Source organism: Mesorhizobium sp. LNJC394B00 (assembly GCF_000502555.1).
Classification (GTDB): domain Bacteria; phylum Pseudomonadota; class Alphaproteobacteria; order Rhizobiales; family Rhizobiaceae; genus Mesorhizobium.
Genome location: NZ_AYWH01000010.1, coordinates 118,315 through 133,612 on the forward strand (window position 1 = coordinate 118,315; position 15,298 = coordinate 133,612).

14 protein-coding genes are annotated in these 15,298 nt (G+C 61.1%); 9 read left to right on the forward strand and 5 right to left on the reverse strand.

The window, feature by feature from the left end; all coding sequences use genetic code 11:
* Nucleotides 1-90: 90 nt before the first annotated feature.
* Both X751_RS138875 and X751_RS138870 read left to right on the forward strand, forming a co-directional pair.
* A complete protein-coding gene (locus tag X751_RS138875) occupies nt 91-609 on the forward strand; it encodes a GNAT family N-acetyltransferase (RefSeq protein WP_023672131.1) in 519 nt (172 codons plus the stop codon).
* Nucleotides 609-1,982, forward strand: coding sequence for a hypothetical protein (locus X751_RS138870; protein WP_031193181.1), 1,374 nt, complete (start codon nt 609-611; stop codon nt 1,980-1,982). The genes X751_RS138875 and X751_RS138870 overlap by 1 nt, the downstream gene beginning before the upstream one ends.
* Nucleotides 1,983-2,002: 20 nt before the next feature.
* On the opposite strand, the gene X751_RS138865 is transcribed toward X751_RS138870, so the two are convergent.
* A complete protein-coding gene (locus X751_RS138865; RefSeq protein ID WP_023745924.1) occupies nt 2,003-3,766 on the reverse strand; it encodes an adenylate/guanylate cyclase domain-containing protein in 1,764 nt (587 codons plus the stop codon).
* Nucleotides 3,767-4,056: 290 nt separating this feature from the next.
* Between X751_RS138865 and X751_RS138860 the strand changes: the two genes are divergently transcribed.
* Both X751_RS138860 and X751_RS138855 read left to right on the forward strand, forming a co-directional pair.
* The gene (locus X751_RS138860; RefSeq protein ID WP_023745925.1) at nt 4,057-7,341 is read left to right on the forward strand and encodes an adenylate/guanylate cyclase domain-containing protein; all 3,285 of its coding nucleotides are present in this window, start codon (nt 4,057-4,059) and stop codon (nt 7,339-7,341) included.
* 19 nt (nt 7,342-7,360) lie between these two features.
* On the forward strand, nt 7,361-8,041 hold the full coding sequence (locus tag X751_RS138855; protein ID WP_023672127.1) for a redoxin domain-containing protein: 681 nt from the start codon (nt 7,361-7,363) through the stop codon (nt 8,039-8,041).
* Between the two features lie 20 nt (nt 8,042-8,061).
* On the opposite strand, the gene X751_RS1000000164855 is transcribed toward X751_RS138855, so the two are convergent.
* Nucleotides 8,062-10,071 carry an SAM-dependent methyltransferase gene (locus X751_RS1000000164855; protein ID WP_245265824.1) on the reverse strand — a complete coding sequence of 670 codons (2,010 nt, stop codon included), beginning with the start codon at nt 10,069-10,071 and terminating at the stop codon, nt 8,062-8,064.
* Between the two features lie 471 nt (nt 10,072-10,542).
* Here X751_RS1000000164855 and X751_RS138850 point away from each other — a divergent pair, with 471 nt between their 5' ends.
* The 3 genes from X751_RS138850 to X751_RS138840 all read left to right on the forward strand — a co-directional run bounded on the left by X751_RS138850 (nt 10,543) and on the right by X751_RS138840 (nt 11,822).
* Nucleotides 10,543-10,869: a hypothetical protein gene (locus X751_RS138850; RefSeq protein ID WP_023745927.1), complete on the forward strand. Its 327-nt coding sequence runs from the start codon at nt 10,543-10,545 to the stop codon at nt 10,867-10,869.
* A 73-nt stretch (nt 10,870-10,942) separates the two neighbouring features.
* Nucleotides 10,943-11,599, forward strand: a complete 657-nt coding sequence (locus X751_RS138845) for a hypothetical protein (protein ID WP_023745928.1) — start codon at nt 10,943-10,945, stop codon at nt 11,597-11,599.
* A gap of 13 nt (nt 11,600-11,612) precedes the next feature.
* On the forward strand, nt 11,613-11,822 hold the full coding sequence (locus X751_RS138840) for a hypothetical protein (RefSeq protein WP_023745929.1): 210 nt from the start codon (nt 11,613-11,615) through the stop codon (nt 11,820-11,822).
* On the opposite strand, the gene X751_RS138835 is transcribed toward X751_RS138840, so the two are convergent.
* Together X751_RS138835 and X751_RS1000000168080 are read right to left on the reverse strand one after the other, a co-directional pair.
* On the reverse strand, nt 11,815-12,939 hold the full coding sequence (locus X751_RS138835; protein ID WP_023745930.1) for an acyltransferase: 1,125 nt from the start codon (nt 12,937-12,939) through the stop codon (nt 11,815-11,817). The two genes, X751_RS138840 and X751_RS138835, sit on opposite strands and share 8 nt — an antisense overlap.
* 266 nt (nt 12,940-13,205) lie before the next feature.
* Nucleotides 13,206-13,535: a hypothetical protein gene (locus X751_RS1000000168080; protein WP_023745931.1), complete on the reverse strand. Its 330-nt coding sequence runs from the start codon at nt 13,533-13,535 to the stop codon at nt 13,206-13,208.
* A gap of 128 nt (nt 13,536-13,663) precedes the next feature.
* Between X751_RS1000000168080 and X751_RS1000000164860 the strand changes: the two genes are divergently transcribed.
* Together X751_RS1000000164860 and X751_RS1000000168085 are read left to right on the forward strand one after the other, a co-directional pair.
* Entirely contained in the window at nt 13,664-14,260 is a 597-nt protein-coding gene (locus tag X751_RS1000000164860) for a Stf0 family sulfotransferase (protein WP_023745932.1), read from the forward strand.
* A gap of 118 nt (nt 14,261-14,378) precedes the next feature.
* The gene (locus X751_RS1000000168085; protein WP_245265825.1) at nt 14,379-14,576 is read left to right on the forward strand and encodes a hypothetical protein; all 198 of its coding nucleotides are present in this window, start codon (nt 14,379-14,381) and stop codon (nt 14,574-14,576) included.
* 461 nt (nt 14,577-15,037) lie between these two features.
* Here X751_RS1000000168085 and X751_RS138830 read toward each other — a convergent pair whose 3' ends face one another.
* On the reverse strand, nt 15,038-15,292 hold the full coding sequence (locus X751_RS138830; RefSeq protein WP_245265826.1) for a hypothetical protein: 255 nt from the start codon (nt 15,290-15,292) through the stop codon (nt 15,038-15,040).
* Nucleotides 15,293-15,298: the final 6 nt, after the last annotated feature.

Consider the following 15,298-nt stretch of genomic DNA (forward strand, 5'->3'; position numbering starts at 1 on the left):
CGGGCATATTGCCTCTGTCCTTTGTTCTGACGCAATTCCGGACGGAAAACCGCTCACACTTTTCCTGGAATTGCTGTAGCCGGAAAAGCCATGACCAGCACGCCACCCCTAGAGAAAATCCAGCCGCAGCTCCGGGCCGTCCGGCCAAGCGATGCCGAGGCGCTTTGCGCTATCTTCAATATGCCGGGCTTCCGCTGGGGCACACTCAGGATGCCATTCGAGATGGTGGAGCAGGTGGAGCGGCGCATCGCCAAGTCCGGCCCGGAAACCACCTGGATCGTTGCCGAGTCGGACGGCAAGGTTGTCGGCCATGGCAGCCTGGTCGCGCAGGGTTCGCCGCGCCGCTCGCATATCGGCGAGATCAATATCGGCCTTGACGATGGTTTTGTCGGCAGAGGCATCGGCTCTGCCATCCTAGGCGCGCTGCTTGACGTGGCCGACAATTGGCGCGCCCTTAAGCGGGTCGAGTTGACTGTCTATGCCGACAACGAACCGGCCATCCGTCTCTACACAAGCCATGGCTTCGAGGTCGAAGGCCGGCATGTGAAGGCCGGTTTTACCGACGGGCAGTACCACGACCTCCTGAGCATGGCCCGGCTGCGGTTCTGATGACCACCGTCCCTGCCCTTGCCCCTCCGGTGGACATTTTGGCCGTGCTGTCGCTGCTCTGCCCCGAGGTCGTGCGTGACATCGAGCAGAACTGGAATGCACCGGTTTCCGATTATGCCCGCCATCTGTGGCGGCCGGTGGCAAGGCCTGGATCGGCCCCGTCGATTGCTGCCCGCTCGATCCTGCGCGACGTCCTGCAGCAGCGCCTCGGTGCGATCATGCAGCCTGAAGCGATCGGCAAGGCCCTCGACGAATTCGACCACAGACCGGTTATCCAGTCCGGCCTGCACTGCCTGCTTCTGATGGATCGCATCACCTTCGATGCCCTGCTGCTTGCCTGGCTCGGCGCGGTCGAAAACAGGCTGTCGGCTTTTTTCGGCTTCATGGGAACGACCATGACCATGGAGACAACCGGCCGGGAGGGGCCGGGATGGCTCGATGTCGGCGACGACAAGGTCAATTTGTTTGGCATGGGGCGCCACAAACTGTGCCGCAAAAGCGCCTGCGCGGCCGGTCCCGTCGCCCTCAACGGGCGCGCGCTCGAAACGGTGGGCAATGAGACGGATGCCAGAAGCTGGCTGGGCACGCTGCTTGCCAGCCAGGACAAGGTGTTTGCAACCGCCGCCGATGCGCTGACAGAACTCAACGAGGATCTGGTCGCCGATTGGGATCGTTCCGGCATGGCTCGGCCGGTTTTCATCGATGATAGGCTGGCCGCGACTGTCGTGTCGCGGCATCTGGAAGATGAAGGCAGCCTTCTTTCCAGGCTGCTCCTCGAGCCCGCAAGGCGCCGGCGTCTCGACCATGCCTTGCAAGAAGCCGCATCTGGCCCATTTGGCAGGTTCCTGCCCAATGCCACGGACTATTTCTGGGGCATCCGCGAGCAGCGCGTGCGCAAGCTCGTCCTCGAGAAGGGGCGGCTGATCGAGCCTGACAGGCCGCATGGTCTTTCCATCCCGTTCGAGCGGCCGCATCTCCAGCAGGCACTGCTGGACGGCCTGCTTTTGCCGGACTTGTTCCTGATGTTCCTTGCCCTTGCCATATTGCCGCGCGTGCGGGTTGTGGGCGGCCTGAGACAGATTGGCTATGTCGCGCTTTTCCACTCGATCCTGCTGGCTGCGCTGGATGAAAACGCGCCAGAAGAGCGCGATCTGGCCGCCGAGCTGCAGGTTCGGGAAAATGCCTGGGGCATGCGGGTCATCGATGAAAAGATCTCGGTCCGCGAGCAGCTTGCCGGCCTGCCGGAAGGGGCGCTCTTCCCGGACCTGCTGCGGCAATACCGGTTGCGGACATTTGCCGAGACGACCGACGACCTGAAACCGGTTCGCGAAAACGCCCGATGGTGCAAGATCGGCCGGGCCTCAGGCCTCTGATCCGGCCGGGCTTTAGCCCGTCATTGCACCAAGCCGGCCTTGCGGAGCCCCTCGACCATCAGTTCGAAATCGGCAGGGTTCTTGTAAGGCAAGACCTTGCGACGATGTTCCAGCGAATAGGCGGGATTAACGCGAAGCAGGTCCTGCCATGCCGCATGGGCCTCCTCCAAACGGCCCAGATGGCCGTAGCATGCGGCCAGAAGCGCACGCGAGACGTCGGTGACAGCGTTGCGAGCCAGCCGTTGCAGCAAGAGGTCGACGGCCTCTTCGTACCTTCCCAGTTGAAACGATGCCAAAGCCTGGAAGTGCAGAAGCACATCCGGGAAGTATGGATTCAAGGTCTTTCCCCGGGCGAAACTCTCTAGCGCCTCCGCGGATCTACCCGAATAATACAGCGCCTCGCCGCGGGCGACGTGCGCTTCGGCGAAGTTCGGATTGAGAGCTATCGCGCGCTCGACCTCGCCGATGGCTTCATCGTGCCGCCGTGTGTAAAGCTTGGCCGATGCCAGCGCCCAGTGCGCCCAGGGATCGCTGTCATCCAGCGTTACCGCTCGCGTTGCTGCCTCTTCCGATTGCGCCATCGAGTCCGACGCACCCCACCTGTTGAGGTAATCGAGCCCGTACGTGAGGGCTAGGAAAGCGTGGGCAGAGGCAAATTTCGGGTCCAGTTCGATGGCCCGCTGCAAGAGCTCGCGGGCCGCGACGTTCGTGTCCTTCGTCAGCCGGTGCCACAGCTCTCGGCCCCGCAGGAAACAGTCATACGCCTCCGGGTTGCGCTGGTGTTCGGGTGCCAGCCGCAGACGGTCATCCTCGGTCAGATTGAGCGCCAGCGCACCGACGATGTGCTGCGTCACGTCATCCTGCACGGCGAATATGTCGGTCAGATCGCGATCGAACCGCTCCGCCCAAAGATGGCCGCCTGAAATTGCATCGATGAGCTGCGCGGTGATGCGTACCTTGTTCCCCGACTTGCGTACGCTGCCTTCAAGGACATAGCGCACGCCGAGCTTCGTGCCGACATCCTGCACATGGACGTTCTGGCCCTTGAAGATGAAGGACGAATTGCGAGCGATGACGAAGAGCTGTGACAGTTTGGACAGCGCCGTGATGATGTCTTCGGAGATGCCGTCGGCGAAGTAGTCCTGTTCGGCATCACCGCTCATATTGGCGAACGGCAGCACGGCGATCGACAGTTTCGGCGGCGCTGCCGCAGCCGGAGGGCTCGTCGCGGTTTGCGAGGTCGCGGCCGCCTTGGCCCCGGCGCCGACTTGCAGCGAATAGACCCGGATCGGCTCGGCGATGTTCTTGAGCTGTGTGCTGCCGAGATCGCTGACCGAGAGGTCAAGCCTGGCCTTGACCTGGCGATAGGCATCCTCGGACAGGCAGATGGCGCCGGGCGCCGCAACGCCCTCCAGACGCGAGGCGATGTTGACGCCGTCACCCATCAGATCGCCATCGCTCTCTTCGACCACATCGCCCAGATGGATGCCGATCCTGAACTCGATGCGGCGCTCCTGCGGTACGCCGGCATTGCGCTCAACCATACCGTTTTGAATCTCAACGGCGCAGCGCACGGCATCGACCACACTGCGAAACTCAACCAGTGCCCCATCTCCGGTACGCTTGATAACCCGCCCGTGGTGCACTGCAATGATCGGATCGATCAGGTCGCTGCGCAGTGCCCGCAACCGCGCCAAGGTACGATCTTCGTCCGCGCTCGCGAGCCGGCTGTATCCGACCACATCTGCAGCCAGGATTGCGGCCAGCTTACGGTTCTCGCTCATGGGTCGCCTCCTCATCTCCATCATAGCAGGAAGACGGCGGGACGAGGGAATTTTCGCAAATCACGGCCACGCGGCCGCCCGTATCGGCAGTGCTCCACCGCCGAACCCAGACCGATGCCCATTTGCGCTGCCGCTTGCCGGTTGACGACTATCGGTTCATCCTTGTGAATACCCCGGCCGTGACGAGCGTGGCGAGATCACGCGTCATGGCCCAAGGTCAAAGAGATAGAGCATGATGTCGTCCGAAAACCGCTTCACACTCTTCGGCATCATGCTCTGGTGAGGTGTCCATGAACTGCTCGGGCTGCGGTTTCGAGATCGAGGGCGGTTACGCCTTCTGTCCGAAGTGTGGCCGCCGCCAGCCCGTGCCATGCGCCAGTTGCGGCTACGCCTGCGCACCTGATTTCGAATTCTGTCCTAAATGTGGGGCAAGCGTCGGTGCGTCCGCAAAAGCTGCCGAACGGCCTGCTCCGACACCAAGCCGCACCATTGCGCAGCCCTCTCGAGCTCCGTCGCCGAACATCGAAAGCGAAGAGGGGCCGCATTCCGTCTCCGACGCCGATCGACGAACGGTAACGGTGCTGTTCGCCGATCTCTGCGGCTTCACGACACTCAGCGAGCAGCTCGACCCCGAGGTCATGCAGGCGCTGCAGAACGAACTGTTCAAGGAATTGACGGCGGCCGTGCAAGGCTTTGGTGGTTTCGTCGACAAATTCATCGGCGACGCTCTGCTCGCCTTGTTCGGTGCGCCGGTCGCGCATGAGGACGATCCGGAACGTGCGCTTCGAGCCGCTCTCGACATGATCGCCCGGACGGCGCGGCTCGGTGAAAGCACCCGCCACTCCGGCTCGCCGCTGCTGCTCCACATAGGCATAAACACGGGTCCGGTCGTTACTGGCGGATTGGGCATCGGCACCGCCAAATCTTATTCGGTGACCGGCGACACGGTGAATACGGCGCAACGCCTGCAATCGCTGGCTGCACCGGGTGAGGTGCTGGTGGGCGAACTCACGCACAGGCTGACCCGGCATGCCTTCTCGTACGAGTCGCTGGGCGATGTCGTGTTTCGCGGCAAGGCTGGCAGTGTGCTCGTCCACCGACTGGATGCACCGCTTGCGGCGCCGCGTGCAGCGCGCGGGCTCGAGGCGCTCGGCCTCAGTGCGCCCATAATAGGTCGTGATGCGGAGCTCAACAGAATGCTGGCGAGCCTTGACTTGGCGTGCGGCGGCTCGGCCCAGCTTGTCCGCATCGTCGGCGAAGCCGGTATCGGGAAGTCGCGGTTGGTGAAGGAGTTCGTCGCCCGCGTCGGCGACGAGGATCGTTTTCGCAACGTCGCCGTGCGGCAGGCCACGTGCTCACCGCTGGGTGAACAATCATTTGGCGCCTTGGGTGCAGTGGTGCGCAGCGCTGCCGGGATGATGCAAAACGACAATGGGGACGAAATGCGGGGCAAGCTCGCAGCCTTGCTTGCCGATCTCGGCCTGCAGGGCGAGGAGGCGAAGCGGCTGATGCCTTTGCTCTACCATGTGCTTGGCCTCGGCGACCCCCATGCCACCTTGCAGCATGTCGAGCCCGAGCAGCTGCGGCGGCAAATTCTCTACGCGGTCCGCACAATCATGGAATGGCGGCTTGCGTTGTCGCCGCTGTTGATTGTCGTCGAAGACCTGCACTGGGCCGACTCCGTCTCGCTCGAGGCACTGCGTTTCGTGATGGACAGACTGGAACGCACGCGGCTGATGTTGCTGGTCACGCATCGTCCGGCGTCGGACAACGACCAACTCGACTCAAGTCGGGTCAGCCACACAGCGCTCAGGCTTTCGCCGCTCGACAGCGATGACGGACGCCGCCTGGTGGCGGCGCTTTTCGGCGATAACTGGGTAAACGCCGCAAGAGGGCTTCTCGACCAGATCCTCGAGCGCGCGGGCGGCAACCCGCTTTTCTTGGAGGAGATCGTTCGCGGCCTTATCGATCGCGGTGTATTGGTGCGCGAGGGCCAGCAATGGCGGACCGTGGCAGGCGAAGTCGCAACCGGCATCCCCGCCACGATCCAGGCAATGTTGCTTGCTCGCGTCGACCGGCTGCCGCAAGGGGTGCGCCGGTTGGCCCAGGAAGCCGCGGTAATCGGCCCGCGCTTCGATGCCACGCTTCTGAAAGCCGTGGCAGCCGACCCCGGCCGACTGGAAGCGGGCTGCGAACTGCTTTGCGATGCGGAAATCATCGAGGAAGTTGCCGGATCAGGCTCGGTCTCGTCGCAAAGCTACCGCTTTACACAAACATTGCTGCAGGACGTGATCTACCAGAATCTGCTCCTGCAACGCCGGACCGACATCCACGGCCGGGTAGGTGCCGCCCTGGAGCAACTGTGCGGCGACAAGCCGGAACGGTTCGAGGATCTGGCCGTGCTCGGTCACCATTTCGCTCAGAGCGCCGAGCGGGAGAGGGGCGCGCATTACCTGCAGGCGGCGGGAGATCGCGCTCGCATGATATACGCCAATGACGACGCCCTTCGTTTCTACGAGCGAGCACTGACTGCGTTGGGCGCGATCGGGCAAACACCGCTCAAACTGGCAATTGCAGAGCGCATTGCCGATTTGAGCGGCCCGGCAGGCCGCCGCGAGATTGCACACCGCCACTACGAGGCGGTGCTGCAGGCCTATCGCGAGTCAGCCGATCGTGTCGCGGCGGCGCGCGTTTTGCGCAAGATCGGTCGGCTGTTTTGGGACGTGGGCAAGCGGGACGACGCGGAATCGCGCTACGCTGAAGCGGCAGCGCTCCTCGATGGAGCGGATGCCCCGATCGAGCAGGCGCATCTCTGGCAAGAACGTGGCCGACAGGCGTTCCGCAGCGGAGATCACACTCTCGCGGCAAAATGGGCAGACGCGGCGCTGGATTGCGTACGCTCTCTGACAACGGAACATGTCTCCGATGATGCCACCCTCGTGACCGCCGAGGCACTTAATACCAAGGCTGTTGCGCTGGCTCGCCTTGGGCGAAACCATGAAGCCGTGCGTGAGGTTGAGCGCAGCATTGAATTGGCCGAAGCCGCCGGTCTGCTGGGCGCGGCCTGCCGCGGCTACACCAATCTCGGGGTGCTCTACACGACCATCGATCCGGCGAAGGCGATGGAGGTCTGTCGGCGCGGTCTTGAAGTGGCGCGCCGTATTGGCGATTTGGGTTTCCAGGCGCGCCTCCTCGCCAATCTGGCGGTAGCTTGTTGTACTTTCACGGATCGCTGTCCAACGGAGGGCGTGCCTGCTGCCGAGAAGGCCATCGAGATTGACCGGGCGCTCGACCAGCGCGAGCACCTGCCAGTGCCGTTGATCGTGCTTGGGCAGATCCACCAGTGCAACGGCCATCCGGAACTGGCGATCGGCTTGTTCCACGAAGCACTGGAGGTAGCCCGCGAAACGGGCGAGCCCCAACTTCTGTTTCCGTGCTATGATGGACTCGCAACGCTTAATCTCGACCTCGACAATCTGGCCGAGGCCGAACGCTTCTTTTCCCTGGCGCAGGGTATATGCGCCCAGCACGGGCTCGACCCGGAAGCGCTTGTGGTGCTGCCTTTTCTCGACTAGCCGGGATAGGGGGTTGGACATGTCCGCGCCTAGTGGATTGATACCGCTTCAACCGGGCGACCGGGCGCCGAACCTGATACTCGACGCCATTACCCAGGAAGGCAAGATTGCGCTTGACGACTTTCGCGGGCAAAAACCGGTGCTGGTCGGCCTGTTTCGAGGTCTGCATTGTGCGTTTTGCCGGCGCCACATCGCCGCTCAGGCGCGTCTCGATCCGGAGCTGCGCGAAAAGGGCGTGGAGAGCCTGACGGTGGTCAACACGCCGATCGAACGGGCGCGGCTCTATTTCCGCTACCATCCAATGCCGAACCTGCTTGCGGCGTCGGACCCGGAACGCGCTTCACATCGTGCTTTTGGACTGCCCAATCTCGAATTCACCGAGAACGAGACGAACTGGCCGTACAAGGTCGCGATGGCAGCGGCACAGGACATGCGGGTCGACATACCTGGCGAATTGCCCGGTCCCATGGATCCGATGACAGCCGCCGCAATCCTCGACAAGAAGGACCACTACGAACTGACCGAAGCCGACGAGCAGATGATGGCCACGGGACACGGACAACTGGTTGGTCAGTTCCTGCTGGACCGGCAGGGGATCGTCCGCTGGAGCTTCACGGAGGTCCCGGAGGGTGGGCGATACATGTTTGGCGCCCCAAACCCGAAGGAGCTGATGTCAGCCGTGTCGCAAGTCGCCCAATAATGAACTGACAAGTTCACCGTTTATCCGAGCACGGCCTCGACAGTGGCGACAAAGTCATCGAGCGAGCGGTCGCCGCGAATCTCGATGCGCGGAAGGTCGATGAGATCGCTATGGAGGTCCGCCGGCCCGTGCCTGCGGCCGAAGCCTACTCGATAGCCGCACTCCCTAGCCAGCCGGCCAAGCCGTCGGTCGGTGACGGAGAAGGGGGCCGCGAACGCCCTGGTTGGCCGGCCGGTCCAGCGTTCGATGAACAGACGAGAGCGCAGGAGCTCGGCGGCCAGGTCAGCGCTCGACAGACCATCTATGGCGCGATGCGTCGCCATGTGGCTGCCGAAGAAGGCGCCTTCGGCAGCGAGGCGTCGCACCGTCCCGGCGCCCATAAGCGGCGTCGGCGGACCGATGTCGGTGTCCCACTTTGCACTTTCGCCCACCAGGTCCGTCACCAGGAACACTTCCGCGTTCAGGTCGTTGGCGCGCAAGATCGGCCAGGCATGGTCGGCGAAGTTCTGGAAGCCGTCATCGAAGGTGATGAGCACCGGGCGGCCGACGAAAGGCTGACGGTTGGCGATGGATGCTTCCAGCTGCTCGGAGCCAATGGCGTGAAAGCCATTGGCGCGCAGCCATCCCATCTGGCTGGCGAATGCGGCGGGCGTGAGCCGAAAGCGAGCGAGCGCGGCCGGACCTTCATCGGCAACGCCGTGATACATGAGGACAGGGATATGCTGGCGCTGCTCGTTACGTGCGACGTCGCGGCGCAAGGCTCGCGCCCCACCCCAGACGATATTTCGCGCGACGCCGATTTCGATGGGCGCGCGGATCGGCACATGATCGATCACCGGGTCCGTCGCCACATCGCCCGGCGATAGGCGGCGGAAGCGGTCTATGCGGTAGAGCTCGGTCTGGATCGATTGCTCGAGCACCAGGCCTTCGGTCGCTGCCAGCGTCTCGGAGATCGCCTGGGCACCGAATGTGTTCCAGTCGAAGCCCGTCTTTTCGACATTGTCACGCAGCACGAATGCGTGTGCGCTGATGAAACTACCGCCAGGCGCCAACGCCTCGGCAAATTTCTTGGCGATGCGCCGCAACTCGGCGAGATCGTCCAGATAGTAGAGCACCTCCGAACAGAAGATCAGATCCATCTCACCCGGCAGCGTGTCGGCAGCGAAATCGAGTACGCCGAACTCGACATTCGCCTGATTGTTGCATCGGGCGCGGGCTCGCTCGATGGCTATGGCGGAGATGTCGGTTGCGGTCAGATGGCCCACGCGCGGCGCCAGCTGCCGCGTGAAATGGCCCTCCGCACAGGCCAGCTCAAGCGCCCGGCCGATGGGACCGGCAGGCAGGATCTCGATCTGCCGCTCATATTTTTCCTGCTCATAGAGCGAGCTGTAGTTCCAGGGATCCTCGGTCGCGAAATAGCTGTTCCAGAACGCCGTGCGATCCTTGTCGTGCTTGTCCGCGACCCGTGCGCGGCGCGGCGTAACAGGCTCTGACGGTTCAGCGCTCGACCGAACCAGGTCATGCGCCTGTGCGGCCAATTGCGCGAGTTTGCCGAAGTGGCTGTCCTGATCGGGCTCGCTTCCCGCCATGGCAAACGATACCTCGGCTGCAGGCGTGTTTGACGTGGTCGCGCCGGCGCCCTTTTGCGGTCCAGGCGATCCTCCCGCAAGCCGCTCAGCAGGCACTACATCCAGGATCAATTCAATCCAATGATCGCTCGTCACCGTCCCGAGTGCACCGAACTGCACGACAGCCTCGATCCGGCCATCCAGCATCAGATGGGCATAGATCTGATCGATGCCTTCCGGCAGTTCGGTCGCGGTCGGATTGCGAGCGTCGACGCGAATTCCGAGCGTTCGCGCCAGCCTGCGCGGCGTGGCAAGATCGTCGGGTTCGAGAAGCATTTGCTCAAGCTGGTACTGGACGCGGCGAGCCGCTGCGGGATTGTCCCAGTCCTTGCCGAGTTCGATGATCAATGCGGTGGTTGCGCTGCCGAAGCTGTCCCACCGGGCAGCCAGTTGCCCCGGCACCGAAAGGCTTCCTGCCACAAGGCCATCGAAGATTACCTTGGCAATCTCATGCGCCCACTTGCGTCCCGCCGGGAGTGCGCGCAGGGGCTGCGGGTCGATCAAGCGCGAGCCTGAGCCACATTCGGACGCGGCGTTCCGCAACGCCAGCCAAGCAAGCGCTTCGGATGCGGTGCCGCCGTTCGCCGAACTGGAAACCAAGGGATTATGCGCCACGCCGTACTACCCGCGCCTGGTTTTGAGGGAGAACAAGTGTCCCGCAACGCGCTTACATCGCCGGTCTGGAAAAAGCAAAAGGCGCCCCGAAAGGCGCCTCTTCATCGCTTGATTCCCCCTGAAGGAAACTGGAGCGGGTGAAGCGATTCGAACGCTCGACCCCAACCTTGGCAACCCTTGATTCTACGACACTTCTCGTCACAACCCGTAACCTATTCAGCCAGAAAATGATTGTCCAAAGCCGATAGGGGCATTTGCATGAATGAAGTCGAGGATGAATTTGACGATGATGAGGCTGTGCGCGCCGAGATAATCCGACGCGTTCGGGTGGAGGGCGTCAAGGTCGCATACGAGAGCGCGCTGGAGATTTGCCGCGACAAAACACAGACGGCCGTTGCAAGGGCGTCGTCGCAACGGACTCTCCTTCAAATTGGGGGTATGCTCGACCGAGCGGACCGCAACGCGGGCGTCGTGAAAGATCCGGCAGAGATGGATGGCACCGAATTGGAGAAAGCCACCCAGGACCTCATGCGCAGACAGCGCCGCCCAGCGGCAGTTAAGCCAGCCGGCGGCGCCTTCGATTAGTCACTACTCGACAGGCGCGCTCCACTCAACCGGGCAGGCGATCCTGCTTAAGAACACCGACAACATCGCCGCCATGACCGTGGGTGGGGTCAACGTCGCCCCGCTCCTTTTTTTGGATTCGACAGACAACACCTGGGTGGCGGCTGGTGGGAAATCGAAGGCGGTTTTCTTTGGCAATTCGGACTTTGAGAAACAACTTGCGATTCTATCGACCGACAACGCCGTCAACAATTTCGAATTCTCCGGCGCCGTCGCCGGGCAGTCGCCGCTGTTGTGGATGAAGGGTTCAGATACCGATGTCGGGTCCAGCTTCGGCACAAAGGGAGTCGGCGTCCATTCGTTCTATACGAACGGCGCCAGCTTCGCCAAACAGGTTGAAATCGGCCATGTCGCTTCGCCGACAAGCTTCCTTTCGCTCAAGGGAGCAGCGGCGGCCGGGCATCCGATCATCCAGCCGAGCGGCACGGAAACCAATCCCAGCATCATCGTGCAGGGCAAAGGCACGGGCGGTGTGAAGATCAATGATGGCGCGGCCGCCACCAAGTTCGAGGTCAACACCACCGGCATCGGCTTCTTCGGCACTGCGCCTGCCGCACGGGGCGCTGTCGCCCTACCCACCGGCACAATCCAGCGCACCACCTACGCAACCTCGACCGTGACGCTGGCTCAGCTTGCCGGCGTCGTGATGGCCATGATCGCCGATGATCGTGCCATGGGCCTACGCAGCTAAGGAGACGACAAGAATGGTTACGCTGAACTTCACCGACACCGATCTAATTCTACTCGAACTAGCTCTCCAGGAACTACCTGAAAAGGCACGCAACGCGCTTGGGACAAGGATCAATCAGCAGATCATCGCCCAGCGGGAGGCCCTTGCCAAGGCGGCCGAAGATGAGCCCAAGAGCCCCGAGAAACGAGAAGGGCGAGAACGGACTGCCTCGCGAGCTAGATGACCGGCCTCGCAGCGACAACGCGGCGATCCGCCCAGGCGTCAACTTTTCGACGCAGATAGCGATTTGACGGCATCTCGATGTACCTGTTCAGCGCTACTGAACCGACCAAGACAATGCAGAGGTAGGCCGGCACATCCGACGGGGTTGCAAAGCCAATAGCCATTGCCTTGTCCTGCACCATGAGGTGTAGGAGATATATCGCGAAAGATGCCTCGCCCAGAATGATCAGAGGGCGTACCGAGAGCGCCTGTGAAAGGCGGCCTCGCCCGATTGCCAGCACGAAAATTAGCGGAGTGAAAAAGACCGCACCCATGGCATTCTGCATCCACAGTGCAGGGATTCCACCAACATGAAGGAAGTTCGCGATCGACCCAGCGATCTGCTCGTTCCGCAAAAAGTAGGCTCCTGCAAACAGGAGGCACAGAACCTCCCATACTGTGGCGGCGCGCGGTCCAATTTGCCACTCGCGCGATATAAACATTCGACAGGCGAGTATGCCTGCTGCAAAAAGCACGAAAAACGATCCCGGATGCATCCTGACAATCCCAGCGGCGGTCGTTCCAGGCAGGTCCAATGGTGCACTAAGTACTGGCACTGCAAATGCCCAAGACAAGGTCAACGTTGTAACTAGCAATGTAATTGCCACAATCCAGCGACTGGACATGATCGTTAGGAGTGGGAAAGTCAGATAAAAAAACAACTCCAAAGACAGTGTCCAAGCGACGGGGTTCCCATTAAACGAATATGTGTAATCTCCAAACCAAGCCTGCAAGAGAAACACCGAGGCCCAGAGTTTGTGAATGTCATGGAATGGGTTTGAGGCGTCGTAGACTAGCAGATAGAAAAGCCCGAGCATTGCGATGTGTAGCGGCCAGATACGGGCCACGCGGTATGCGACTATCTTGATCGCATGATCAAACCCATCGATCCGCCGGTATGTGTACGCGAGGATGAACCCTGAGAGCACAAAGAACAGGTTCACTCCGATGCCAAACATCAATCCGGTGTCTTGGGGCCCGGGCAGCCCCCAGTTATTATGAAGATGAAAAACAACGATCGCCGCAGCGGCGAAAAAGCGCATCGCCGTAAGCGGCGCCAGATTTTGCCGCTGTTCCATTCTATAACCCCCCCGGTCAAATAATCGATATTTAGACCGCCAAAGCCACAAGTATCGTTATTTAGCTCATTCTAATGTATAGCATGGATTCCTTTCAAGTCAGGAAGCATGCTGCACCTGCTCAGAACGGATCGATACATGTGCGTATGTTGCCGAATTGCACCGGAAAACCTAGGCTCACCTTCCCAATTGGTTTTGAGGCTAACGAGAAGCTCCAAGTCGGCAGGCCGGATTTAGCTTGACGGCTTCTCACTTGGCTGCGCCGCTCATTCCATTGGATGAACTGCGCCTTGTTGCCCGTGATCATCTCGATCGATTTCAGCAGTGGCATGGACGTCAAGAAGCGCGCGGTATTGCTCGTAGTGGTACGCCAGGAGCACGAGAAGCGTGATCTTGATCTGCGGCTTGCACCGGTTGCAGTCAAACTTCAGCTTCTGCGGGTCGACGCCGCCGCCGTAGACCATCATGAGATCGGCGGATCGGCAGTAGCGGACGTTGCCGCAGCTGCATTCGGCTTTCACAAGCATGTTGTGCCGGGTCGCCTTGCCCAGCGTGTCGATCGGATCGTGCGCCATAGCGGACAAAATGAGGAACATATTCCTGTCAAGTCAAGACGGATGGAGCTATTTACTTCGCCAAGGGCCGGCAGGACGACTGACGACGGTTTTGCAACCCTGAAGTGGCAAGGTGGACTCGGCGGTGATACCGTAGTTATTTGTCGTCCATGCTGATCAGCCCGCCCACAGGTTGGAAACCTCCCGGCAGGACGCTTATCATTGCGACCTTGCAGCGATCCGGTAGCACGCTTCTTAGCGAAAAGATGCGCAGCACGGGGGTGCTGGGAGATCCGAAAGAATACTTCAACCGAGAAGAGAAGACCCCGACGGTTGAGCGTTGCACCCGTATTGCCGCCAGCGCCACGCCAAACGGAGTAGCAGCTACCAAACTGTTCCCGTCCCATTTCTATGAGCTAAGCAGGGATATCAGGCTTACGGAGTGGTTTCCTGACCCGGGGTGGATATACCTTGAAAGGCGCGATCGGCTCGGCCAGGCAATTTCCTGGGCAAAAGCATCGCAGGATGGTGCTTGGACCAGCAAGACTGCTGCCGTGAAGAAGGCCGAGTACTCGGCGTATGGCATCGACTTCGCCCTTGCCCAGATTGCCATCGGCACCGGTCGCTGGAATTCGTTTTTTGCTAGGGCCGGGATCGAACCACTCCGCCTGTTCTACGAAGACAGCTTGACGATTTCGACAGCGTTAGCCCGCACATCGGCCTTCTGGCGGGGTTGGATGCTCCCGTGCCTCGTGGGGGCAAGCTGAGTCTCAGACGGCAGCGAAACGAGCAAAGCGATGAATGGCGGCGGCGGTTTCTTGCCGAGTGCGACCCGGATGACTTCGACAGGCCGATTGTGCGGCTTCGTAAGCGCAGAAGGTCCAAATGGATATTCTGGAGGAAATGGTTCCGCGGCTAGAGCATTTCACCCGTGCGACGCCGCGTTACCTCCAAAACCAATTCAAATACGCTTTCGACCTCGCCGTTGATTTCGTCGGCAGGGATGCCGGCCTTCTCGGCTGCGGTCATCCGTTGATCTGCCAGGTCGCTGGCAGCGATCGGATCTCCCCCGCGCCACAATAGGCAGTTGCTCGGCAACCCACTTGTCGAGAAACCTTACGCCACTGTGTGCTCACTTTGTTCGGCGCTCGGGCGCGCATTAACCACCTCCAAAGATGTGATGCACCCTAAAGATCGCGCTAGGCGTTGTGCAGATATGGAAAATCATCAACACAGATTTTACTGCCACATGGAAGCCAAGGGAACCTGGGGTGTTTGGGACTGCCTCGCCAATAGGCCTGCCAGGCTAGGAGGTGGTGAACTCCGCGGATGCACTGCTCAAAGGGCAGAAGCCGCAGAGCACGTCCTCACCAGGATTTACAAAAGCGGACTTGATGCAGTCGCCCTCCGGATCGCTGGAATTGTCCGTTAGCCATCAGTGCGGGCCGAGCGCGGCAAGGGTCAGGGACATAACTAGGGCGAGCACGATAAGCGTTGTGAGAACCCCGACGACAATCCAAAACCGTTTCGATTTCGGCATGGTGTCACCCGCCCTCGCCGCCGCCAGCGCGGTTCTTCATCGCCTCAAGGATGACCTCGAATAGGCTGCCAACCTCTTCGCTGACCTCGTCGGAACTGATGCCCTCACGGTCGGCCGCCTTCATTGCCTGGTCGGCAAGATCGCTGATCGCCACGGGATCATCCATGTCGTCAATCAAGACGTTGGGCAGGTGCTCTGCCATCCATTTGTCGAGAAAATTGACGCCGCGTGTGCTCATAGCGGCATAAGGTCGAATCACGCGGTT

Excerpts from the sequence above, each read along its gene's own strand:
- X751_RS138875 (WP_023672131.1), top strand. The coding sequence starts at position 91 with ATGACCAGCACGCCACCCCTAGAGAAAATCCAGCCGCAGCTCCGGGCC.
- X751_RS138870 (WP_031193181.1), top strand. The coding sequence starts at position 609 with ATGACCACCGTCCCTGCCCTTGCCCCTCCGGTGGACATTTTGGCCGTG.
- X751_RS138865 (WP_023745924.1), bottom strand. The coding sequence starts at position 3,766 with ATGAGCGAGAACCGTAAGCTGGCCGCAATCCTGGCTGCAGATGTGGTC.
- X751_RS138860 (WP_023745925.1), top strand. The coding sequence starts at position 4,057 with ATGAACTGCTCGGGCTGCGGTTTCGAGATCGAGGGCGGTTACGCCTTC.
- X751_RS138855 (WP_023672127.1), top strand. The coding sequence starts at position 7,361 with ATGTCCGCGCCTAGTGGATTGATACCGCTTCAACCGGGCGACCGGGCG.
- X751_RS138850 (WP_023745927.1), top strand. The coding sequence starts at position 10,543 with ATGAATGAAGTCGAGGATGAATTTGACGATGATGAGGCTGTGCGCGCC.
- X751_RS138845 (WP_023745928.1), top strand. The coding sequence starts at position 10,943 with ATGACCGTGGGTGGGGTCAACGTCGCCCCGCTCCTTTTTTTGGATTCG.
- X751_RS138840 (WP_023745929.1), top strand. The coding sequence starts at position 11,613 with ATGGTTACGCTGAACTTCACCGACACCGATCTAATTCTACTCGAACTA.
- X751_RS138835 (WP_023745930.1), bottom strand. The coding sequence starts at position 12,939 with ATGGAACAGCGGCAAAATCTGGCGCCGCTTACGGCGATGCGCTTTTTC.
- X751_RS1000000168080 (WP_023745931.1), bottom strand. The coding sequence starts at position 13,535 with ATGTTCCTCATTTTGTCCGCTATGGCGCACGATCCGATCGACACGCTG.
- X751_RS1000000164860 (WP_023745932.1), top strand. The coding sequence starts at position 13,664 with ATGCTGATCAGCCCGCCCACAGGTTGGAAACCTCCCGGCAGGACGCTT.
- X751_RS1000000168085 (WP_245265825.1), top strand. The coding sequence starts at position 14,379 with ATGGATATTCTGGAGGAAATGGTTCCGCGGCTAGAGCATTTCACCCGT.